At 65.9% G+C, this 21,826-nt stretch carries 22 protein-coding genes; 4 read left to right on the forward strand and 18 right to left on the reverse strand.

Annotated features, from left to right (window positions below):
* Positions 1-182: 182 nt before the first annotated feature.
* From E3T40_RS04485 to E3T40_RS04500, 4 genes are all read right to left on the reverse strand, one after another.
* Positions 183-2,147, reverse strand: coding sequence for an ABC transporter ATP-binding protein (locus tag E3T40_RS04485; RefSeq protein WP_134542794.1), 1,965 nt, complete (start codon positions 2,145-2,147; stop codon positions 183-185).
* Entirely contained in the window at positions 2,144-3,877 is a 1,734-nt protein-coding gene (locus E3T40_RS04490; protein WP_134542795.1) for an ABC transporter ATP-binding protein, read from the reverse strand. The genes E3T40_RS04485 and E3T40_RS04490 overlap by 4 nt, the downstream gene beginning before the upstream one ends.
* Before the next feature lie 8 nt (positions 3,878-3,885).
* Complete coding sequence (locus tag E3T40_RS04495) at positions 3,886-4,476, reverse strand: TetR/AcrR family transcriptional regulator (RefSeq protein WP_134542796.1); 591 nt, start codon at positions 4,474-4,476, stop codon at positions 3,886-3,888.
* A gap of 70 nt (positions 4,477-4,546) precedes the next feature.
* Complete coding sequence (locus tag E3T40_RS04500) at positions 4,547-5,509, reverse strand: aldo/keto reductase (protein WP_104169794.1); 963 nt, start codon at positions 5,507-5,509, stop codon at positions 4,547-4,549.
* A gap of 83 nt (positions 5,510-5,592) precedes the next feature.
* On the opposite strand from E3T40_RS04500, the gene E3T40_RS04505 reads away from it, so the two are divergent.
* The 3 genes from E3T40_RS04505 to E3T40_RS04515 all read left to right on the forward strand — a co-directional run bounded on the left by E3T40_RS04505 (position 5,593) and on the right by E3T40_RS04515 (position 7,925).
* Positions 5,593-6,711, forward strand: a complete 1,119-nt coding sequence (locus E3T40_RS04505) for a N(5)-(carboxyethyl)ornithine synthase (protein ID WP_166786580.1) — start codon at positions 5,593-5,595, stop codon at positions 6,709-6,711.
* A gap of 96 nt (positions 6,712-6,807) precedes the next feature.
* Positions 6,808-7,308 (forward strand): methylated-DNA--[protein]-cysteine S-methyltransferase, encoded by a 501-nt coding sequence (locus E3T40_RS04510; protein ID WP_104169792.1) that lies wholly within the window; start codon positions 6,808-6,810, stop codon positions 7,306-7,308.
* Entirely contained in the window at positions 7,305-7,925 is a 621-nt protein-coding gene (locus E3T40_RS04515) for a DNA-3-methyladenine glycosylase I (protein ID WP_104169791.1), read from the forward strand. The genes E3T40_RS04510 and E3T40_RS04515 overlap by 4 nt, the downstream gene beginning before the upstream one ends.
* 485 nt (positions 7,926-8,410) lie before the next feature.
* Here the strand turns inward: E3T40_RS04515 and E3T40_RS04520 are convergent, their stop codons facing one another.
* The 14 genes from E3T40_RS04520 to prmC all read right to left on the reverse strand — a co-directional run bounded on the left by E3T40_RS04520 (position 8,411) and on the right by prmC (position 20,721).
* On the reverse strand, positions 8,411-9,391 hold the full coding sequence (locus tag E3T40_RS04520) for a malate dehydrogenase (protein WP_104194073.1): 981 nt from the start codon (positions 9,389-9,391) through the stop codon (positions 8,411-8,413).
* A gap of 44 nt (positions 9,392-9,435) precedes the next feature.
* On the reverse strand, positions 9,436-10,206 hold the full coding sequence (locus E3T40_RS04525) for a YaaA family protein (protein ID WP_104194074.1): 771 nt from the start codon (positions 10,204-10,206) through the stop codon (positions 9,436-9,438).
* Positions 10,207-10,211: 5 nt separating this feature from the next.
* Positions 10,212-10,478, reverse strand: coding sequence for a F0F1 ATP synthase subunit epsilon (locus tag E3T40_RS04530; protein WP_104169788.1), 267 nt, complete (start codon positions 10,476-10,478; stop codon positions 10,212-10,214).
* 2 nt (positions 10,479-10,480) lie between these two features.
* The gene (gene atpD / locus E3T40_RS04535) at positions 10,481-11,944 is read right to left on the reverse strand and encodes a F0F1 ATP synthase subunit beta (RefSeq protein WP_104194075.1); all 1,464 of its coding nucleotides are present in this window, start codon (positions 11,942-11,944) and stop codon (positions 10,481-10,483) included.
* 18 nt (positions 11,945-11,962) lie between these two features.
* A complete protein-coding gene (locus tag E3T40_RS04540) occupies positions 11,963-12,865 on the reverse strand; it encodes a F0F1 ATP synthase subunit gamma (protein WP_104169787.1) in 903 nt (300 codons plus the stop codon).
* Positions 12,866-12,968: 103 nt separating this feature from the next.
* Positions 12,969-14,606: a F0F1 ATP synthase subunit alpha gene (atpA, locus tag E3T40_RS04545; RefSeq protein WP_134542798.1), complete on the reverse strand. Its 1,638-nt coding sequence runs from the start codon at positions 14,604-14,606 to the stop codon at positions 12,969-12,971.
* A gap of 86 nt (positions 14,607-14,692) precedes the next feature.
* Positions 14,693-15,490, reverse strand: a complete 798-nt coding sequence (locus E3T40_RS04550; protein ID WP_104194076.1) for a F0F1 ATP synthase subunit delta — start codon at positions 15,488-15,490, stop codon at positions 14,693-14,695.
* Complete coding sequence (locus E3T40_RS04555) at positions 15,490-16,032, reverse strand: F0F1 ATP synthase subunit B (protein ID WP_104194077.1); 543 nt, start codon at positions 16,030-16,032, stop codon at positions 15,490-15,492. Before E3T40_RS04555 ends, E3T40_RS04550 begins: the two co-directional genes overlap by 1 nt.
* 11 nt (positions 16,033-16,043) lie before the next feature.
* On the reverse strand, positions 16,044-16,274 hold the full coding sequence (atpE, locus tag E3T40_RS04560) for an ATP synthase F0 subunit C (RefSeq protein ID WP_174720104.1): 231 nt from the start codon (positions 16,272-16,274) through the stop codon (positions 16,044-16,046).
* Positions 16,275-16,325: 51 nt separating this feature from the next.
* Complete coding sequence (atpB, locus tag E3T40_RS04565) at positions 16,326-17,108, reverse strand: F0F1 ATP synthase subunit A (protein ID WP_104169784.1); 783 nt, start codon at positions 17,106-17,108, stop codon at positions 16,326-16,328.
* A gap of 179 nt (positions 17,109-17,287) precedes the next feature.
* Positions 17,288-17,773 (reverse strand): hypothetical protein, encoded by a 486-nt coding sequence (locus E3T40_RS04570; protein ID WP_104194078.1) that lies wholly within the window; start codon positions 17,771-17,773, stop codon positions 17,288-17,290.
* Positions 17,770-18,993: an MraY family glycosyltransferase gene (locus E3T40_RS04575; RefSeq protein ID WP_104194079.1), complete on the reverse strand. Its 1,224-nt coding sequence runs from the start codon at positions 18,991-18,993 to the stop codon at positions 17,770-17,772. The genes E3T40_RS04570 and E3T40_RS04575 overlap by 4 nt, the downstream gene beginning before the upstream one ends.
* Before the next feature lie 2 nt (positions 18,994-18,995).
* Entirely contained in the window at positions 18,996-19,799 is an 804-nt protein-coding gene (locus E3T40_RS04580) for an L-threonylcarbamoyladenylate synthase (protein ID WP_104169781.1), read from the reverse strand.
* A gap of 40 nt (positions 19,800-19,839) precedes the next feature.
* Positions 19,840-20,721, reverse strand: coding sequence for a peptide chain release factor N(5)-glutamine methyltransferase (gene prmC / locus E3T40_RS04585; RefSeq protein WP_233193981.1), 882 nt, complete (start codon positions 20,719-20,721; stop codon positions 19,840-19,842).
* A 140-nt stretch (positions 20,722-20,861) separates the two neighbouring features.
* On the opposite strand from prmC, the gene cysK reads away from it, so the two are divergent.
* Entirely contained in the window at positions 20,862-21,800 is a 939-nt protein-coding gene (gene cysK, locus E3T40_RS04590) for a cysteine synthase A (protein ID WP_104194081.1), read from the forward strand.
* Positions 21,801-21,826: the final 26 nt, after the last annotated feature.

Genomic DNA, 21,826 nt, shown 5'->3' on the forward strand with positions numbered 1-21,826 from the left:
AAACCCTGAACTATGCCACACCACACGAGCGACTGGCAGAGTTGACCCTGGCCGCATAATGAAACTACGGACCCAGTCCGGAAACCACGGGTCACCCCAGTCATTCTGGGGCCGCTTTGGGCAAAATCTCCGTCGAATTCGTTCCGGAGGGAGCACCTGTGGCTCGGTCTCGGAGACAGCTCCTAGATCTCGTCGGCGACCGCCGCCGCGAACTGGGCGGTGTAGAGGGCGTGGTACGCGCCATTCGTTGCCAGCAGTTCCTCGTGCGTGCCCTGCTCGACGATCCGGCCGGCCTCCATCACCAGGATCAGGTCGGCGTCCCAAATCGTGGAGAGCCGGTGCGCGATCACGAAGCTGGTGCGGTCGGCGCGGAGGGCGCGCATCGCTTTCTGCACGAGCACCTCGGTGCGCGTGTCGACGGAGCTGGTCGCCTCGTCCAGGATCAGCACGCTGGGCTTGGCGAGGAACGCGCGGGCGATGGTGAGCAGCTGCTTCTCGCCGGCGCTGACGTTGCTGCCCTCGTCGTCGAGTACGGTGTTGTAGCCGTCGGGCAGCGTGTGCACGAACCGGTCCACGTAGGTCGCGCGCGCCGCGTCCAGGATCTCCTTCTCCGTGGCATCCGGACGCCCGTAGGCGATGTTGTCGCGGATCGTGCCGCCAAACAGCCAGGTGTCCTGCAGCACCATGCCCATGCGTCCACGCAGGTCGTCGCGGGTCATTCGGCGCACGTCCACGCCATCGAGCGTGATCCGGCCGGCGTCGAGCTCGTAGAAGCGCATCATCAGGTTCACCAGGGTGGTCTTGCCTGCCCCGGTGGGGCCCACGATGGCCACGGTCTGGCCGGGCTCGGCCACCAGGCTGAGGTTGTCGATCAGCGGCTTGTCCACCGTGTAGCGGAACGAGGCGTTCTCGAAGACCAGCCGGCCGTGGGCGATCGTGGGTGCCTCGGCGCGCTCCGGGTCGGGGCTCTGCTCATCGGCGTCGAACAGGGCGAAGACCCGCTCGGCGGAGGCGACGCCGGACTGCAGCAGGTTCGCCATCGACCCGAGTTGGGCCAGCGGGTGGGTGAATTGACGGGAATACTGGATGAACGCCTGCACATCGCCGAGCTGCATGGCCCCGGATGCCACCTGGAGGCCACCGACGACGGCGATCCCGACGTAGACGAGGTTGCCGATGAATGTCATCGCCGGCATGATCAGGCCGCTGACGAACTGGGCGCCGAAGCTGGCCTCGTAGAGCTCGTCGTTCTTGGCCCGGAAGCGTTGCTCGACCTCCTTCTGGCGGCCGAACACCTTGACCAGGGCGTGGCCGGTGAAGGTCTCCTCGATCTGGCCGTTCAGCTCGCCGGTGTGGGTCCACTGTGCGACGAACAACTTCTGCGAGCGCTGGGCGATCAGGACGGTCGTGACCAGGGTCAGCGGCACTGTGACCAGGGCGATCAGGGCCAGGAGAGGCGAGAGCAGGAACATCATCACGATGACGCCCACCACGGTGAGCAGAGAGGTGACGGCCTGGCTCAGCGACTGCTGCAGGCTCTGTGAGACGTTGTCCACGTCGTTGGTGACCCGGCTGAGCAGCTCGCCTCGCTGCACCGTGTCGAAGTAGCGCAGCGGGAGGCGGTTGATCTTCGCCTCGATCTCGCTGCGGAGCCGGAACACGGTACGCTGCACGACGCCGTTGAGCACATAGGCCTGCACGTAGGCGAACACCGAGGACAGCAGGTAGAGCGCCATCGCCCAGAGCAGCACGGTGGAGAGCATCGCGAAGTCGATTCCCTGGCCGGGCGTCAGCGTCATCCCGCTGAGCAGGTCGGCCTTGCCGGTGTCGCCGGAGGCGCGCAGCTGGTCGATCACCTGGGCCTGGCTCAGGCCGGCAGGCAGGTCCTGGGAGATGACGCCGGAGAAGATCAGGTTCGTGCCTTCGCCGAGCAGACGCGGTCCGAGCACGGAGAACGTGACACTCGCGACGGCGAGAACCAGGACCAGACCGAGCCACAGACGCTCGGGGCGCAGCTTGCCGAGCAGCCGTTTCGCCGACGGGCCGAAGTTCATGGCCTTCTCGGCGGGGGCGCTCATACCGCCGAACGGACCGTGGCCGGGGCCCCGTGCGGGCGGGCGGGCCGAGGCCCCGGATGTCTGGCTCATACTGCTTCCTCCGCCGCCAACTGGGACGACACGATTTCCTGGTAGGTCTCGTTCGACTCGAGCAGCTCGTCGTGGGTGCCGCGGCCGACGATACGTCCGCCTTCGATCACCAGGATCTGATCGGCGCCGACGATGGTCGACACCCGCTGGGCGACGATCACCATGGTGGCGCCGCCCGTGCCGACGGCCAGTGCCCGGCGCAGCCGAGCATCCGTCGTTAGGTCGAGCGAGGAGAACGAGTCGTCGAAGATATAGAGTTCGGGCCGTTTGACCAGGGCCCGGGCAATGGCCAGGCGCTGCCGCTGCCCGCCGGACACATTCATGCCGCCCTGCGCGATCGGGGCATCGAGGCCGTCCGGCATCTCCGCCACGAAGTCGCGGGCCTGCGCGATGGTCAGTGCCTCCCAGAGTTCCGCCTCAGTGGCGTCGGGCTTGCCGTAGAGAAGGTTGCTGCGCACGGTGCCGGAGAACAGATACGGCTTCTGCGGCACCAGCCCGATGCTGCCCCAGAGCAGGTCAGGGTGGAGCTCGCGCACGTCCACCCCGTCGACCCGCACGCTGCCGTGGGTGGCGTCGAAGAGGCGAGGCAGCAGGTTGACCAGGGTGGTCTTGCCCGATCCGGTGCTGCCGATGATCGCGGTGGTCTGCCCCTGATGCACGGTAAAGCTCACGTCGGAGAGCACCGGCTGCTCGGCGCCGGGGTAGGCGAAGCCCACGTCCACGAGTTCCACCTCTCCGCGGCCGATACTGTCGACGACGGGGTGGCGCGGCGGGCGCACGCTGGACTCGGTCTCGAGCACTTCGCCGATCCGGTCGGCCGACACGGTCGCCCGCGGGATCATCACGGCCATGAACGTGGCCATCATCACGGCCATCAGGATCTGCATCAGGTAGCTGAGGAAGGCAACCAGGGTGCCGACCTGCATGGACCCGTCCTCGATCCGGAACGCCCCGAACCAGATCACGGCCACGCTGGAGACGTTCAGGACGAGCATGACGACCGGGAACATCAGGGCCATCAGGCGGCCGGCCTGAAGGGCGGTGTCGGTGACATCCGTGTTCGCCTTGCCGAACCGCACGGACTCGACGTCTTCGCGCACGAACGCCCGAATGACGCGGATGCCCGTGAGCTGTTCCCGCAGCACCCGGTTCACCGTGTCGATGCGGGTCTGCATCAGGCGGAACAACGGCACCATCCGCGCGATGATCAGCCCGACCGCGATCAACAGCACGGGCACGCTCACGGCGATCAACCAGGATAGCTGCACGTCCTGCCGGATGGCCATGATCACGCCGCCGATGGACAGGATCGGTGCGGTGACCATCATGGTGGCGGTCATCAGCACGAGCATCTGCACCTGCTGCACGTCGTTGGTCGACCGGGTGATCAGCGACGGGGCGCCGAACCGGGTGACCTCCTGCTCGGAGAACTCGTCGACTCGGGTGAAGACAGCGCCGCGCAGGTCGCGTCCGAGCCCCATGGCGGCCTTCGCGCCGAGGTAGACGGCGACGATCGCGCACACGATCTGGAACAGGGTGATCAGCAGCATCAGACCACCGATGCCCAGGATGTACACGGTGTCTCCCGTGGCGACGCCCTCATCGATGATGTCGGCGTTGAGGGTGGGCAGATAGAGCGAGGCGATCGACTGGGCCAGCTGGAACACGACGACGGCTGCCAGCAGCCGCCGGTACGGCCGCAGGTATTTCACGAGCAGTTTCCAGAGCATCGGATCTCCTAGCAGGGGGCGTTCGGCGGCGTCGGGAAGCCGATGATGCCGTAGAGGATGAGGGCGGTGAGCTCATCGTCGTCGAAGTCGGGGCCGGCCGTGATGTGGGGCACGGATGCCGCAAGCGCGATCATCCGGATGACCTGCCCTGCCCGCTCCGGGGCAACCGTGAGGCGCAGGAGGTCAGGCGCGAGCACGTCGGCGAGCAGCACGGTGAACTCGTGCGCGACGTCGTGGGTGTGGGGTCTGCCCATCGAGCCCACCGCCGTCATCAGCGCGAAGACCTGCGCGAAGCGGCGGCGCAGCAGGGAGACCATGGCGCGCACCCGTTCCTCGAGCGGGAGCTCACGGTCGAGCGCGGCAAGTTCGAGACGGAACGGCTCGGGGTCGAGCTGACGGTCCATGGCCGCCCGGAGCAGGTTGTCCTTGCTGTCGAAGGCTCGGAAGATGGTGCCCTCGGCGATCCCGGCGCACTGGGCGATCTGTCGAGTGGTGACGGTCTGGCCGTGCTCGATCAGCAGCGGCGTGACCGCGTCGAGGATCATCGACTGCCGGTCCTCGACGGACAGGGCTTTCGCGCGCGCAGGTTTGACGGACATCCCCCCAGCTTATATGAGTGAGCACTCACTCACAAGGTGGAATCGGGGTTCGGGTTCCAGAGAGGACGGTTCAGGCGAAGAGGTCCGAGATCCAGGCCACGTCCTCGGGCGACGGCCTCCACGCGCTGCCCTCGGTGGCGTTCTGCAAGATCTGTTCCGGGCGGGTTGCTCCGGCGATGATGCTGGTGAGCCCCGGCTGGGCCAGCAGCCAGGCGAAGGTGGCGGCGAGCATGGTCACGCCGCGCTGGTCGCAGAACGCTTCGTACTTTTCGATGACGTCCCAGGGCGCGTTCCGGGCCAGGTGCGGCCGGACCATCATGATGCGGCTGTCGGCGGGGCCGCCCGCACGGGAGAACTTGCCTGTGAAGAGCCCGTTGTAGAGGGGGAAGAACGGCAGGAAGCCGAGCCCGTAGGCGTTGACGGCCGGCAGCACCTCGTCTTCGGCGTCACGCACCAGCAGGCTGTACTCGTTTTGCGCCGAAACGAACCGCGGATGCCCCGTCAGCCGGGCGGTGAACTCCGCCTCGGCGATCTGCCAGCCGGCCAGGTTGGAGTGGCCGATATAGCGCACCTTTCCCTCTCGGATGAGGTCGTCGAGGGTCTGCAGGGTCTCTTCGATCGGGGTGTTCGGATCAGGCTGGTGCAGTTGGTAGAGGTCGATCCAGTCGGTCTGCAGGCGCCGGAGGGACGCCTCGACGGCCAGTCGAATGTAGCGACGTGAGCCGCGGGCGCCCCAGTCGGGTCCGTTCCGACCGTTCATGTCCATGCCGAACTTCGAGGCGAGCACGATCTGGTCGCGCTTGCCCCGCAGCGCGTAACCCATCAGGGTCTCGCTGAGGCCGCGTTCCGCGCCGTAGATGTCGGCCGTGTCCAACAGGGTGATCCCGGCGTCGACGGCCGCGTTGACGACGGCGGTGGTTCCGGCCTGGCCCTCCGTCGCGGTTCCGGCGCGTCCGAAGTTGTTGCAGCCCAACCCGATCGTGGACACCATGAGCCCCGAATTGCCCAGTCTGCGGTACTCCATCTGCTCCATCCCTCCACATTAGGCTCGCCGGCCTGTGCTAGACAGGACTCAACTACAAAGGGGTACCAGTGAGTCGTTTCACGCTCGGCGTCATGTCGCGTTCCGGTAAGCCGAATGAACGGCGCTTGCCCATTCATCCGTCACATGTCGAACGGATCGATCCGGACCTCCGGGAGCGAATGTTTCTCGAGCGCGGCTACGGCGAGCAGTTCGGCGTGTCGGACGAGCAGCTGGCCCCGCTCGTGGGAGGGCTTTGCTCGCGCGCGGACCTCATCCGGGAGTGCGACGTCATCCTGCTCGCCAAGCCTCTGCTGGCGGATGTCGCGGCACTGCGCGACGGACAGGTGCTCTGGGGCTGGCCGCACTGCGTGCAGGATGAGAAACTCACCCAGCTTGCCATCGACAAGCGGCTGACCCTGATCGCGTTCGAGGCGATGAACCACTGGACCGGAGGCGGCGAGTTCCACCTGCACGTGCTGCACAAGAACAACGAGCTCGCCGGGTATTGCTCCGTGCTGCACGCCCTGTCCCTGATCGGTTCGACGGGTGACTACGGCCGCAAGCAGCGTGCCGCGGTGATCGGCTTCGGGGCCACCGCCCGGGGCGCCGTGACGGCGCTCAACGCCCTCGGTGTCTACGATGTCACGGTGCTGACCAATCGCGACGTGACCGCGGTCAGCTCCCCGATCCACTCCGCCCAGATCGTGCAGCTCGACCACGGCGACGGCACGAACGGGAACTTCGCCCTGCCGGGAAACGAACGGGTGCCGCTGCCCGAGTTTCTCGCCGGCCACGACGTCATCGTGAACTGCGTGCTGCAGGACCCAAATGCCCCGCTCATCTTCCTGAGCGACGATGACCTCCCGATGGTGGCCCCGGGGTCGCTGATCATCGACGTGTCCTGCGACACCGGCATGGGTTTCAGTTGGGCGAAATCGACGACGTTCGACGAACCGACCTTCCGGGTCGGCACCAACGTCACCTACTACGCGGTCGACCACAGCCCGTCGTACCTCTGGAACTCCGCCACCTGGGAGATCAGCGAGGCGCTGTTGCCGTACCTGCGCGAGGTCCTTACGGGCGAGGCCGCTTGGACCGCCAACGAGACCCTTCGGCGGGCCATCGAGATCCACGAGGGGATCATCCGGAATCCCGACATCCTGGAATTCCAGCACCGCTCCCCCGAGTATCCCCACACCCGGCTCGCCTGAAGCCGGCCGGCTCCTCCCCAGCCCAGCCCGGCGCTCTTCCCACGCCAGGTCCGAAACCCGCGCTGTGCGCAGGGCGCCGCCGACTACAGTCGAGGCATGACGACCATCGGAACCTTCCTGATCCGGCTGCCCAGCCCCATTGGGCGGCTGGAACTCACGAGTGACGCCGAGCGCATCCTCTCCCTCTCCATCGAACGCGACGGACAGCTGCCCCTCGACGAGACCCCGGAAGCCCCGTCGCCCCTGCTCGACCGGGCCGCGCACCAATTGGCGGAGTACTTCGGTGGCACCCGCACGGTTTTCGACCTGCCCGTGGCGCCGAGCGGGGGCACTGCGTTCCAGCAGGGCGTCTGGCAGCGACTGTCCGAGCTTGGCTTCGGCGAGGCGACCTCGTACGGCGAGCTGGGACGATCGCTGGGCAAGCCGGGGTCCGGCCGGGCCGTGGGCGGCGCCGTCGGGGCGAACCCCGTTCCGATCCTGATCGGCTGCCACCGGGTGCTCGCCGCCGACCGTCGCATCACCGGCTACAGCGGCGGCAGCGGAGTGCCCACCAAGGTCTGGCTCCTCGACCACGAGGGCATCGAGCACCGCTCATGAGCACCCCGGCGACCAGCGCGCTGCCAGCCGAGGCCACGACATCCGCCTCACTGAAGCTCGGCGATGACGGGCTCATCCGCTGCGGCTGGGTCGGCGGCGACCCCGAATACCAGCGCTACCACGACGAAGAGTGGGGGCGTCCGCTCCGGGACGAGAGGCTGCTGTTCGAGAAGTTGTGCCTCGAGGGGTTCCAGGCCGGCCTGTCCTGGATCACCATCCTGCGACGTCGGCCGGCCTTCCGGGCCGCCTTTTACGACTTCGACGTCGACCGCGTGGCCGTGATGGACGACGTCGACGTCGCCCGGCTCCTCGCGGATGCGAGCATCATCCGGCACCGCGGCAAGATCGAGGCCACCATCCGGAACGCCCGGGTCACCCGAGACCTCGGCGAGAGCCTGACCGAGCTGATCTGGAGCTTCGCGCCCGAACCCCGCGGCCCCCGGCTGCGGGAGCTCGGCGAGGTCCCGGCGACCACAATGCAATCGATGGCACTGAGCCGGGAGTTGCGCACCCGGGGCTACACGTTCGTCGGCCCCACCACCATGTACGCCCTGATGCAGTCGGCCGGCCTCGTCGACGACCACCTGAGTGGATGCCATCGGTCGAACGACGCCTGACCACCACAACGCCGACGGCTGACGCTATGCCGACCGCCGCCCTGCCAGCCGCCGCGCTGCCCGACCACGGGCTGCCCGACCACGGGCTGCCCGACCGGCACTGTTGTGCGTGAGGTGCTCCTCGAGGCGAGTAAGTCCTGAACGATTGGTTCTGTCGCGCCCGCACTTCAGCCCTGACTGCACCGTGTGGACGCCGTTCATCACGGGCGGAGCGCCGTGTCCGGTGTCGAACCAATTCGACGGAGATTCTGCCGAAAATGAGCACATTTCTGGGATTTAGGGGATATTCGGGCCGAATCTCCGTCGAATTCGTTCGGGACGGAGTCGCCGCGAGGCCTCGGACTCAGACATACGGCGGTCGGAGCGCACGTTCACCCCCCTCCCTCTCGCGGTCACGGCTCTCCGACGTGTGCATCGAAAACAACCGCTTCGAAGCCCCCCATCCGCGAATCCTCATCGCCCCCCAGCCATCAGGACTCGCGCGTCTATCGGAGGGACGGCAGCAGGCCGAGTGCCCGTACGGCCTCGCGCTCCTCGATCAGCTCCGCGACGGACGCGTCGATCCTCGCCCGCGAGAACGCGTTGATAGCCAGGTCCGGCACGATCTGCCAGCGGCCGTCGACAGCCCGAACCGGGAAGGAACATACGAGCCCCTCCGGGACGCCGTAAGAGCCGTCGGAGCTGACGCCCGCCGAGGTCCACCGCTCACCGGTCCCGTTGACCCAGTCGTAAACGTGGTCGATGGCTGCGCTGGCCGCGGAGGCCGCGGACGATGCCCCGCGGGCCTGAATGATTTCGTAGCCTCGGTTCGCCACCCGGGGGATGAAGTCGTCGACGAGCCAGTCCTGCGCCACCAGCTCGGAGACCGGACATCCCCCGGCGGTGGCGTGGAAGACATCCGGGTACTGGCTGGCGGAGTGGTTGCCCCAGATGGTGAGACCGTCGAGTTCGGCGACGTGCACCTGCAGCCGGCTTGCTAGCTGAGCGATGCCGCGGTTGTGGTCCAGTCGCGTCATGGCGGTGAACCGGTCGGCGGGGATGTCGGGGGCGAAGGCACTGGTCACCAGGGCGTTGGTGTTGACGGGGTTGCCCACGACCAGCACGCGCACGTCGGATGCCGCGCCCGCGTTGAGGGCGGCCCCCACCGCACCGAAGATGCGGCCGTTGCTTTCGAGCAGCGCGACGCGCTCCATGCCGACGGCTCTAGGGCGGGATCCGACCAGGAGGGCGATGTTGACGCCGTCGAAGGCGCGCACGGGGTCTTCGGTGACCGTCACGGAGCGCAGGAGAGGGAACGCGCAGTCCTGCAGTTCGAGGGCGGTGCCCTCGGCTGCTGCGCGCCCCGAGGGGATCTCCATCAGGGTCAGGTTGACGGGAACGCTCGGGCCGAGGAGGTCTCCGGACGCGATCCGGAAGAGCAGCGAATAGCCGATCTGTCCGCCGGCGCCGGTGACGGTGACATTCATTGGTGTGGACACGAAAGCCAGCCTAGGGCCGGAATGTGCCCGCGTCAGCCTCGGGTTGCGGCAACCTCGGCGGCGACGACCAGATTCAGTTCCCGGACCGCTCCCGGGCGCAAATCGAAGCCTGCCCCCGGTGCCCAGTCGAGCAGCTCTACGGCGGTGTCGAAGGACCGACCGTGCCGGATCAGAGCCCGGGTGAAGTTCCCCTTGGCCGTCTTGTTGAAGTGGTTCACGGCTCGCGTCTGGCCGTCCGCCGTCTCCGTGACCACGCGCAGAAACACCGCGTCGGGCCGCACCGGCGCGGGGCCGAGCGCCACGTACCCGTTCGAGCGGAGATCCAGCAGGAGCCCCGCTGACCCCGCCAGAACGCAACCCACAGCGCCCGCCCAGTGCTTCTTCAGCGGCAGCTCCGGCAGCCTGGAATCGCAGGACAGCCGGTAGGCCGGGAGGAGATCGAGAGCGCCGACCGGCCCGAACAGGGCGGAATGCACGAGGACGTTCCGGCCTGCCCAGTCGCGTTCCAGCGGGGAGAGGCTGGCGGCGTCGAGGGCGTCATAGACGACGCCGGTGTACCGGTCGATGGCCGGCATTGTGGCGGCGGAGGACAGCACGCGATTGCGCTCCACCTCCGCGGACTGCGTGTGACCCAGTCTTAGGGCCGACATCATCGCATCCGGATGCTTCGCAAGCGACTGCAGCGCACGCACAAGTACCCGCCGCTTGGGTCCAAGCGACGGGTACGTGAGGCTCTGCAGGTCAAGCGGTAATTCGATGCCCCCGTGACGTTTCGTCTCGGACGGCGGCAGAAGGATCAGCACACTGACTAAACGAGTTCTGCCTTGCGAGCGACGATCGTGACCACATTGTTGGCGACCGACAGGAAGCCGTCCGCCGCCTCGGCGACGATTTTCTCGCCGCCGCCCAGGGTCACGCGCACCTCACCGCTGGCCAGGATGGCCAGCATGGGTTCGTGCCCGGGGAGGATTCCGATCTGGCCTTCGACGGTGCGGGCGACAACCATGCTCGCCTCGCCGGACCACACCTCGTGGTCCGCCCCGACGACGCTGACCTTGAGCGAAGAATCGGCCATGACTAGTCGTTCTCCTTCTGGATTTTCGCCCACTTCTCTTCGACGTCGGCGATGCCTCCGACGTTGAAGAAAGCCTGCTCGGCCACGTGGTCGAAGTCACCATTGGCAATCGCCGTAAAGGATTCGATGGTGTCCTTAAGCGATACCGTGGACCCCTCGACGCCCGTGAATTTCTTGGCCATGTAGGTGTTCTGCGACAGGAACTGCTGGATGCGGCGTGCGCGGGAGACGGTGACCTTGTCTTCCTCGGAAAGCTCGTCGACACCGAGGATCGCGATGATCTCCTGCAGTTCCTTGTTCTTCTGCAGAATCGCCTTGACGCGAACGGCCGTGTTGTAGTGATCGGCACCCAGGTAGCGGGGGTCGAGGATACGGCTGCTCGAGGTGAGCGGGTCGACGGCCGGGTAGAGGCCCTTCGAAGCGATCTCACGCGACAGCTCGGTGGTGGCGTCGAGGTGGGCGAACGTGGTCGCCGGGGCCGGGTCGGTGTAGTCGTCAGCAGGCACGTAGATGGCCTGGAGCGAGGTGATCGAGTGGCCACGGGTCGACGTGATGCGCTCCTGCAGGATGCCCATCTCGTCGGCCAGGGTCGGCTGGTAGCCCACAGCGCTGGGCATGCGGCCCAAAAGGGTCGACACCTCAGAGCCGGCCTGAGTGAACCGGAAGATGTTGTCGATGAAGAGCAACACATCCTGCTTGGCAACATCGCGGAAGTACTCGGCCATGGTGAGCGCGGAGAGGGCGACGCGCAGACGCGTCCCCGGCGGCTCGTCCATCTGGCCGAACACGAGGGCGGTCTTGTCGAAGACGCCCGCCTCTTCCATCTCGTGGATGAGATCGTTGCCCTCACGGGTGCGCTCACCGACACCGGCGAACACGGACACTCCACCGTGGTCCTGCGCGACACGCTGGATCATTTCCTGGATCAAAACGGTCTTGCCGACGCCGGCACCACCGAACAGGCCAATCTTTCCACCCAAGACGTACGGGGTGAGCAGGTCAATGACCTTGATGCCGGTCTCGAACAGCTGCGTCTTGGATTCCAGCTGGTCGAAGGGCGGCGGCTTGCGGTGGATGGGCCAGCGCTCAGTGATTTCGATCTTCTCGCCGGGCTCCGCATTGAGCACCTCGCCAATGGCGTTGAACACGCGCCCCTTGGTGACGTCTCCGACGGGAACCGTGATGGGCGAGCCGGTGTCCCGGACCTCCTGGCCACGAACCAGACCGTCGGTCGGGTTCAGCGCGATGGCGCGAATGAGGTCGTCGCCCAAGTGCTGGGCAACCTCCAGCGTGATCACGGTCGACACATCACCGATGACGATAGTGGTCTTCAGTGCGTTGTACATGCCCGGAATCGAGTCGTGCGGGAACTCGATGTCGACGACCGGGCCCGTGACCCGGGCGATCCGGCCCACGGCCACGGACTCGACCGGTGCATGGACTGGCGCGGTTGCGGTGTCAGTCATAGCTCTCTCTTCTCTGGTTTAGTGCTTGGCGGATGAGAGCGCGTCGGCTCCACCCACGATCTCGGAAATCTGCGACGTGATCTCGGTCTGCCGGGCGTTGTTGGACAGCCGGGTGTAGTCCTTGATCAGCTTGTCCGCGTTGTCGGAGGCCGATGACATGGCCTTCTGACGTGCGGCGTGCTCGGCTGCGGCGGACTGCAGCATGGAGTTGAAGATACGGCTCTCGATGTAGACGGGCAGGAGCGAGTCCAGCACCGTTTCAACGTCCGGTTCGAACTCGTAGAGTGGCAGGACCTGGTTATCACCAGGCTCCTCAACGCCATCGACGACCTCGAGGGGAAGCAGCCGGACAACCTGAGGAAGCTGGGTGACCATGCTGACGAACCGGTTGTAGACGACGTGAATCTCGTCGACGCCACCGTCGTCCGCTTCGCGGAGGAAGGCCTCGAGCAGCGCGTCGCTGATATCGCATGCGGTCTCGTACTGCGGCTGATCGGTGGAACCGGTCCAAATGCGCTCGGAGACGCGGCGGCGGAAATTGAAGTACGCCGCGGCCTTGCGACCCACCAGGAAGTAGACGATGTCCTTACCCTGGCTGCGCAGCAGCTCGCTGAGCGATTCGGCCTCACGCAGCACCTGCGAGCTGAACGCCCCCGCGAGACCACGGTCGGAGGCGAAGATGACGACCGCAGCGCGCTCGATCTTCTCCGGTTCGGTCGTGAGCACGTGGGCGACATTCGAGTACGTCGCTACCGCGGACACCGCCTGCGTGACGGCACGAGCGAACGGGGTTGACGCGGCGACGCGAGCCTTGGCCTTTTGAATGCGCGAGGCAGAGATCAACTCCATGGCCCGAGTGATCTTCTTAGTCGTCTGGGCAGACTTGATCTTCTGCCGGTAGACCCGAAGTTGCGCTCCCATGTGTCTCCTGTGCTTCCTTGTCAGTGCTGAATTGGTGCGGGCGATCGAGTGATGCCGGCCGCGCCCCGCGGCTCGAACGAGTCGGGAGCGCGGCCGATGTCACTTAGCGGCGGTGCTTGACGATCTTTTCCTGGTTGACCTTGTCAGCGGGAATCGCCTCGAAGATTTCCTTGCCCACCGAGGCGAGCGGCTTGCCCTCGCCCGTCTGGAATCCCTGCTTGAACTTGTCGACCTCGATCTCGAGCGTCGCGATGGTCGCGTCGTCGAGAACGTTGGTGTCGCGCAGTGTCGTGAGTACGCTCGTGGTGCGGCCCAGGTGGTCGAGCAGGCCACGCTCGAAGCGCAGGACGTCGGCCACGGGCACCTCGTCGAACTTGCCGTTCGTGCCGGCCCAGATCGAGACGACCTGGTCTTCGACGGGGTACGGCGAGTACTGCGGCTGCTTGAGCAGCTCGGTCAGGCGTGCGCCACGACCGAGCTGGCGACGGCTCGTCGCGTCGAGGTCGGAGGCGAACATCGCGAAGGCCTCGAGCGACCGGTATTGCGCCAGCTCGAGCTTCAGAGTGCCGGAGACCTTCTTGATCGACTTGACCTGAGCGTCACCGCCGACTCGGGAGACCGAGATGCCCACGTCGACCGCGGGACGCTGGTTGGCGTTGAACAGGTCGGACTGCAGGAAGATCTGGCCGTCGGTGATCGAGATCACGTTGGTCGGGATGTAGGCAGAGACATCGTTCGCCTTGGTCTCGATGATCGGCAAGCCGGTCATCGATCCGGAACCGAGGGCGTCGGACAGCTTGGCGCAACGCTCGAGCAGACGGGAGTGCAGGTAGAACACGTCACCGGGGTACGCCTCACGTCCCGGCGGGCGGCGCAGAAGCAGCGACACCGCACGATAGGCCTCGGCCTGCTTGGACAGGTCGTCGAAGATGACGAGGACGTGCTTGCCGGCGTACATCCAGTGCTGACCGATGGCCGAGCCGGTGTACGGGGCGAGGTACTTGAAGCCGGCCGGGTCGGAGGCCGGGGACGCGACGATGGTCGTGAACTCCATGACTCCGGCATCCTCGAGCGCACCCTTGACGGCGGCGATCGTGGAACCCTTCTGACCGATGGCGACGTAGATGCAACGAACCTGCTTGTTCACGTCGCCCGTCGCCCAGTTGGCCTTCTGGTTGATGATCGTGTCAATCGCGATCGCGGTTTTGCCGGTCTGGCGGTCACCGATGATCAGCTGACGCTGGCCGCGGCCGATCGGGATCATGGCGTCGATGGCCTTGATTCCGGTCTGCATGGGCTCGTGAACCGACTTGCGGTCCATCACGCCGGGTGCCTGTAGCTCCAGCGCGCGGCGGCCTTCGCTCTTGATCTCGCCGAGCCCGTCGATGGGCGCCCCCAGCGGGTCGACGACGCGGCCGAGATAGCCGTCGCCGACGGGTACGGAGAGGACCTCACCAGTGCGGTGCACCTCCATGCCCTCGACGATTCCGGCGAACTCGCCGAGAACGACGACGCCGATCTCGTCTTCGTCCAGGTTCTGGGCGAGGCCGAGGGTGCCGTCCGCGAACGTGATGAGCTCGTTCGCCATCACGCTGGGAAGGCCCTCGACGTGCGCGATGCCGTCGCCGGCCGTGGTGACGTAGCCAACCTCGGTCGTCGCGGTCTTGTTCGGCTCGTAGGACTTCACGAAGTCCTGGAGAGCGTCACGGATCTCATCGGGGCTGATCGTTAGTTCTGCCATCATCTTCCCTTTTCTGTACTGGGTGTACAGGTTCTGTCGTGCACGAGACGCTGCCGTCCCGAGGTGTGTGGTACTGACTGAAGCGGTCAGCCAGCGAGCTGGATTCTCAGATCTTTAAGACGGGTGGCAATGCTGCCATCGATGACGTCGTCACCGATTTGAACGCGGACGCCCCCGACAATTTCGGGGTCGACAACCTCGTTGATCGTGAGCCGACGCCCATAGCGCACCGTGAGGCTGGCTCGAAGGCGATCAACCTGCTCCGGAGCCAGCGCGGCGGCCGACGTGATCGTGGCGATCGAGCTGTTCGACTGGTCCGCGACGATGGATGCGGCGTAGCGCAGCAATTCCCCAATGCGGCGGCCGCGGGGCTGCTGCACCAGGTGCCGAACAATCGCGAGCGTCTGTTCGGAGACCTTGCCGGCCAGGAGGGCGTCAACAACACTCACCTTGGCCGATGTGGTGCCGAGCTTGGAGGCGAGGGCGAGTTCGAGCTCGCCGTTGGACGACACGGTCTTGCCGAACGCGAACAGTTCCTCCGCGACCTGCCCGGGGACCGTGGCCGAAGAGGCGATCACCCGCAGGCCGAGGTCTTCGATGCCGGCCAGAAGATCGGTGTGGTTCGACCAGCGTGCGGCGGAGGCGGCTTGAAGCAGCTCCAGCGCGGTCGGCGTCATTGCGCCCGAGAAGATTGCGCTCACGAGGGTGGCCTTCGCCGCCGTATCCGCTGACGGGTCGACCAAAGCCGACCGGAGCTGTGACGTGTGGCCAATCACACGACCGGAGTTCAACAAATTGACGCCGGTCGCGAGGTCGTTCGTTCCCCCGGGACGGGACAGAACCGCCCGTGTTGAGACTAAGGCTTCCCTGGTGGCGCTACCCATTACCGGACCACTTTCTCCGAGGCCTCGAGGTCAGCCAGGAATCGGTCGACGATGCCGCTGGCCTTTTCGTCGTCGGTCAGGCTTTCGCCGATGACGCCGGAGGCCAGGTCGATGGCCAGTGTGCCGACTTCGCTGCGCAGTGAAATCACTGCGGCCTGACGTTCGGCCACGATCTGAGCCTTCGCCGTCGCGGTTACCCGAGCGGCGACGATGACGGCCTGCTCCTTGAGCTCGTTCACGATCGTCTGTCCGTCGACGCGGGCGGCGTCGCGGATCCTGCCGGCCTCGGCCCTCGCCTCGGCCAGCTGGGTCGTGTACTGCTCGAGAGCTGCTTCGGCCTTGCGCTGGGCGTCGTCTGCCTTGGCGATGTTGCCCTCAATGGCCTCCGCACGATCGTCGAGGATCTGGCGGAAACGCGGGATCGCGAAGCGCACGAAGAAGACCATGACGACCAGGAAGACAACAGCCGACCAGGTGATGTCGTAGATGGCAGGAAGGAACGGATTCGTTTCCGCTTCTGCTGCCAGAACAAGCTCAGGCATGGTGGCGATCCCTAGACGAAGATGAAGAAGACGGCAACACCGATGAATGCAAGGAGCTCCGTGAACGCGATGCCGAGGAACATGGTGACCTGGAGACGGCCTGCGAGTTCGGGCTGGCGAGCCATGGCTTCAACGGTCTTTCCGGCGACGATACCGATGCCGATACCCGGGCCGATCGCGGCAAGACCGTAGCCTACGGTGGCGATATTGCCGGTGATCTCGGCAAGAATGGTGGATTCCACTATGTGTGTCCTTTCAATCGAAAACGGCGTCGGTCGACGCAGTTGTGTGTGTCAGTGCTCTTCAGCCACGGCCTGTTGGACGTACACCGCGGTCAAGAGGGTGAAAATGTACGCCTGGAGGATGAACACGGCGAACTCGACGAAAGTGAAGATGAACCCGAACGCCAGCGTCCCGATTCCGAAGAGCCCCAACCAGCCACCTGCAGTGAAGATGAAGAAGCTCGTCGCCCCGAAGCACAGCACGAGCAGGAGGTGCCCGACCATCATGTTGAGCAGGAGTCGCAAAGCGAGCGAGATCGGCCGCACGATAAAGATATTGATGAACTCGATCGGGGCGAGCAGGATGTAGATCGGCCACGGCACACCGGCCGGGAAGAGCGAGTTCTTGAAGAACTTGGCGGCGCCGAGCTGCTTGATACCCGCGTAGATGAACACGACGTAGGCGACGAGACCGAGCAGCAGGGGCATGCCGATGAGTGCCGTGCCCGAGATATTCAGGGCCGGGATTACGCCCGTGACGTTCATCGCAAGGATGCCGAAGAACATGCCGGCTAACAGGGGCAGGTAACGGCGACCCATCTCCTTGCCGAGGATCTGATCGGCGATCTGCACCTGGACAAAACCCAGCACAAGCTCGGCGATGCTCTGACCGCGGCCAGGGACCCGGGATGGTTTGCGCAGGGCGAGCCAGAAGAGCAGGAGCATCACGGCTATGGCGAGGATGCGGACCAGGATGATCCGGTTAATCTCGAAGGGCGTGCCCTCAAAGAACAACGCGGGGAGACCAAGGAACTCACTGATGCCCGGAGCCTGAAACTCATCGCCGGTAGCCATGGGAACCAGTAAGTTCGCAGCGTAATACAACAGCGCTATCTCCTGTTTCTGTGCGGATGCACAACGGCGACAATGGTCAAGTGTGGTCTTTGGCACAGTGGATCACACTGCGGCCTGTGACAGTTTTTTGACTCTATCAACTTTCGCTCACGGCGACTAATCGACCGCCCCTGTTCCGGTCAGGACCTGGGGTGGTCGGAGTTTTTCGGGAGCACGGCGTCACTCACGTAGCCCAGATGGGAGCGGAAGACCACCAGGACGTCGACGATCATGGTGCCGATGGCTCCGGCAATGACGGTGATGAACAGAACTGTCGTCTGCACGAAGGTAGCATCACGAAGCAGAGCGAGTATCACGATGAACACGACGATTTTCAGCAGCCATGCCCCCATCACGATGCCGAAAAAAGCGGCAATGTCGAACCGCATGGCCCCGATGATGCTCACGGCAGTGATCGAAGCGAACAGCACGGCAAGCGCGGTGCCGATGAAGGCACTGATGAGGCCTTCGGTTGACGCGAAAAGGTAGCCGAGTCCGCCGCCGACGATCGCGATGGCAATCGCGAGGAAGCCTGTGTATCGAAGGACTGCGGTCAGGACCCCCCTGGCGTTCGATGGCACCGCTCGGAGCGTGGTGGGCAAGCTGGTGGGATCGGGTGCGTTCATACGTTCTCCTCCACCGTCGCCGACGCCTCATCGAGGCGGTCGAGTCGGGCGATTTCTTCTCTGTGTTCGGCCGTTCGGGCGAGCTGGCTGGCGGACTCGACGGCCTTGCGCCGACTCAATGGAGACAGCGTGACGAGGGTGCAGATCAGCAGCCCGACGATCAGGAAAATTGTGGCATACCAGGTGGGCAGCCCGAAATACACCGGGAGCAGAAAGTAGAGCAGGCAACCGACGGATGCCGCCGCGGTCCAGCCGTAGAAGATCAAAACGGCATGCAGGTGCGAATGGCCCATGTCCAGTAGCCGGTGGTGCAGGTGCTTGCGGTCGGCGCTGAAGGGTGATTTGCCGGCCCGGACGCGCCGGAACACCGCCAGACCGAAGTCGAGAAGCGGAATGATCAGGATGGCGACGGGCAGGATGATCGGGATGAACGCCGGGAAGAGCTGCGACCGGTTCACGGCGGTCGGGTCGACCTGGCCCGTGATCGCGATCGCGGACGTGGCCATCAGCAGACCCACCAGGAGGGCGCCCGCATCACCCATGAACAGTTTCGCCGGCCGCCAGTTGAGCGGCAGGAAGCCGATGCAGGCACCCACCAGGACGGCAGCGATCAGTGAGGCGAGGTTGAAGTAGTTGCTCGGGGAGGTGTCCCGGGCCAGCAGGTAGCTGTAGAGGAAGAACACGCCGTTCGCGATGAGCGCGACGCCGGCCACGAGTCCGTCGAGCCCGTCGATGAAGTTGATCATGTTCATCACGATCACGATCACGATCACGGTGATCAGGATCGACATCCAGGACGACCCGACGGTCAGCCCGCCGATCGGCAGCGACAACACCTGCACGCCCTGCCAGGCGATGAGGCCGGCAGCGATGAACTGCCCGGCCAGTTTGGTCATCCAGTCGAGGTCCCAGAGGTCGTCGGCCACTCCCAGCAGCACGATCAGCAGGGCTGCACCCAGGATGGCGAGGATCTGCTGGGGGTCACTGAAGATTAGTCGCAGCGGCGCGAAGCGGGCCGCAACCAGGTAGGCCACACCGAAGGCGGCGACGATGCCGACGAAGATCGCGATTCCGCCGAGGCGGGGCGTAGGCCGCGTGTGCACATCGCGCTCGCGGATCTTCGGGTAGAGGCGGTAGCGGTGACTGAGCTTGAGTACAAGAACTGAGAACCCGAAGGTCACCAGGGCCGAGACCAGGCTGAGCAGGACGAAGACGGTCATGGCTAGCGTGCGTCTGCCGCGGGATCGACCGGTTCGGCCCTCACTTCGGTGGCGGGCTCGGTGGCCGGCTCGGTGGTGGTTTCGGCAGCGGGCTTGTCCGCAGGCGCGCCGAACCCGATCGGCGCGAGCGCCTCTCCGATGACGGCTTCGATGGCCTCCCGTGAGATCACGCCGTTCCGCACGATGACGACCTTGCCACCGTTGGAGTCGAAGCCGGAGGCATCCACGATGGTCGACGAGGTATCCCCCGGCCGGTCGCCGATGGGTTCGTAGCCGAGTCCGGCCGTTCCGCCGTCGAGGTAGACGGCCACGCTGCCGCCGAGCATCTCTTCGGCGCCTTCCGCGTCGATCGCGGAGGGCCGGCCGCTGGTGTTGGCGGATGACACGGCCAAGGGTCCCGTCTCGGAGAGGAGGTCGAGGGCAACCGGGTTGCTCGGCATCCGCAGGGCCACCGTGCCGCGGGTGTCACCGAGGTCCCAGGCGAGCGACGGCTGGGCGTTCAGCACCACCGTCAGACCACCGGGCCAGAACGCGGCGACGAGCTCGCGCACCGGTTGCGGAATGTTCTGGGCCAGGGCGTCGAGGGTGGGAATTCCGGGGATCAGCACGGGCGGCGGCGAGGAACGGTCGCGGCCCTTGGCGTCGAGAAGGCGCTGCACCGCCTCCGGGTCGAAGGCGTCCGCGGCGATGCCGTAGACCGTGTCGGTGGGGATGACAACGAGCGCGCCGCGGCCGATGGCCGAGCGCGCGAGCCTCATGCCGGCCGCGTATTCCGTGTCAACCGAGCAGTCATAGATGCGAGTCATTGTGCCTGATTCTACTGCAGCCCCCCAGAGGGAACCGCCCTCACCGATCGGCGGGAACGGGGGCGAGGGCCGTGGTGGCGCGGTCGCGGGTGGTGTAGTCGCGGTGAGTGGCCGGGACGCGCCAGCCGTCGGCGGCCAGGAGGGCACGGATCTGCGCCCCCTGCAGCTCACCGTGCTCGATCACGATCTGGCCGCCAGGACGCAGGAGGCGCAGGGCCGTGCGGGAGACGTGCCGCACCACGTCGAGCCCGTCGGGGCCGCCGAACAGGGCGCGGGCCGGGTCGAAGAGGCGTACCTCGGGGTCGCGCGGGATCGCATCCGTCGGAATGTAGGGCGGGTTGGAGATGACCACGGCCACGGTTCCGTCGAGTTCGGTGAGCGCGTCGGTGAGGTCGCCGAACACCAGCGTGGCATTCGGCGCGGCTACCTGCTCGAAGTTGCGGGAGGTCCAGGGGAAGGCCTCCGGCGAGTTCTCGACCGCCCAGATGCGCGCGTTCGGCACCTCGACCGCCAGGGAAAGGGCTATCGCGCCGCTGCCGGTGCCGAGGTCCACCCCGATCGGCTCCGCGTCGGGCAGTGCCCGGAGCGCGTCGATGGCGAACTGCGCCACCTGCTCCGTCTCGGGGCGGGGAACGAACACGCCCGGTCCGACGAACAGGTCGAGGGAGCGGAAGGGTGCCCGCCCGGTGATGTGCTGCAGCGGCTCGCGCAGGCAGCGGCGACGAACGAGTTCACGGATGGCCGCGGCATCCGTGGCGCCCAGGGCGGTGCGCAGGATGGCGGCGGCCTGCACCTGGCCGCGGCTCTGGGCGAGAACGTGACCGATCAGGAGATCGGCGTCGACGTCGGGGTCGCTGATCCCCGCCTGGGAAAGGGAGTCGATGGCCCGGGTGCGCAATTCGGCAATGTCGGTGGGAACAATGTCGGTAGGAATTGAGCTGATGGGAATGGAATGGTGGCCGTGCGGAGTTGTCACGTATTGAAATGTAACGCACGCACACGCCCAATGCCGGAGCCGTAGGCTGGGCGAGGTTCCTGACCCCGATCGAAAGGCGACCACCGATGCCCGCACAGATTTACTCCGATATCACTGCTGCAGTCGGCAAGACCCCTCTGGTCAAGCTAAACCGACTCACCGCCGGCCTCGACGCGACCGTGCTGGTGAAACTGGAGTTCTACAACCCCTCGGGCAGTGTGAAGGACCGGATCGGGATCGCGATCGTCGATGCGGCCGAGGCCTCGGGCGAGCTGGCTCCGGGTGGAACCATTGTCGAGGGCACCAGCGGCAACACCGGGATCGCCCTCGCCATGGTGGGCGCCGCCCGCGGGTACACGGTCATCCTGGCGATGCCGGAGACCATGAGCCGCGAACGCCGCCAGCTGCTGCGCGCCTACGGCGCCCGGATCGTGCTGACGCCGGGCTCCGACGGCATGCGCGGCGCGGTCACGAAGGCCGAGGAAATCGCGGCCGCCACCCCCGGGGCGATTTTGGCCCGCCAGTTCGACAACCCGGCCAACCCGGCCATCCACTACGCGACCACCGGCGTCGAGATCTGGGACGACACCGCGGGAGCCGTCGACATCCTCGTCGCCGGAATCGGCACCGGAGGGACCATCACGGGCACCGGCCAGCTGCTCAAGGAACGCAAGCCATCCGTACGCATCGTCGGCGTCGAGCCGATCGACTCCCCCATCCTCACCGGCGGCAAGCCCGGACCGCACAAGATCCAGGGTCTCGGCGCCAACTTCATACCGAACGTTCTCGACACGCACGTCTACGACGAGGTCACCGACGTCACGCTCGCCGACTCCGTGTCCACGGCGCGCGCGCTGGCAACGGATGAGGGCATCCTCTCCGGCATTTCCGGTGGATCGGCTGTCTGGGTGGCAATCGAACAGGCCAAGCGCCCCGAGAACGCCGGCAAGACCATCGTGGTCATCATGCCGAGTTTCGGCGAACGGTACCTCTCCACGGTGCTCTACGAGGACCTGCTGGACTAGTCGGCGAAACCGGGCCGGCGACGCAG

This window comes from Cryobacterium sp. TMT1-19 (assembly GCF_004403055.1).
GTDB classification, from domain to species: Bacteria; Actinomycetota; Actinomycetes; order Actinomycetales; family Microbacteriaceae; genus Cryobacterium; species Cryobacterium sandaracinum.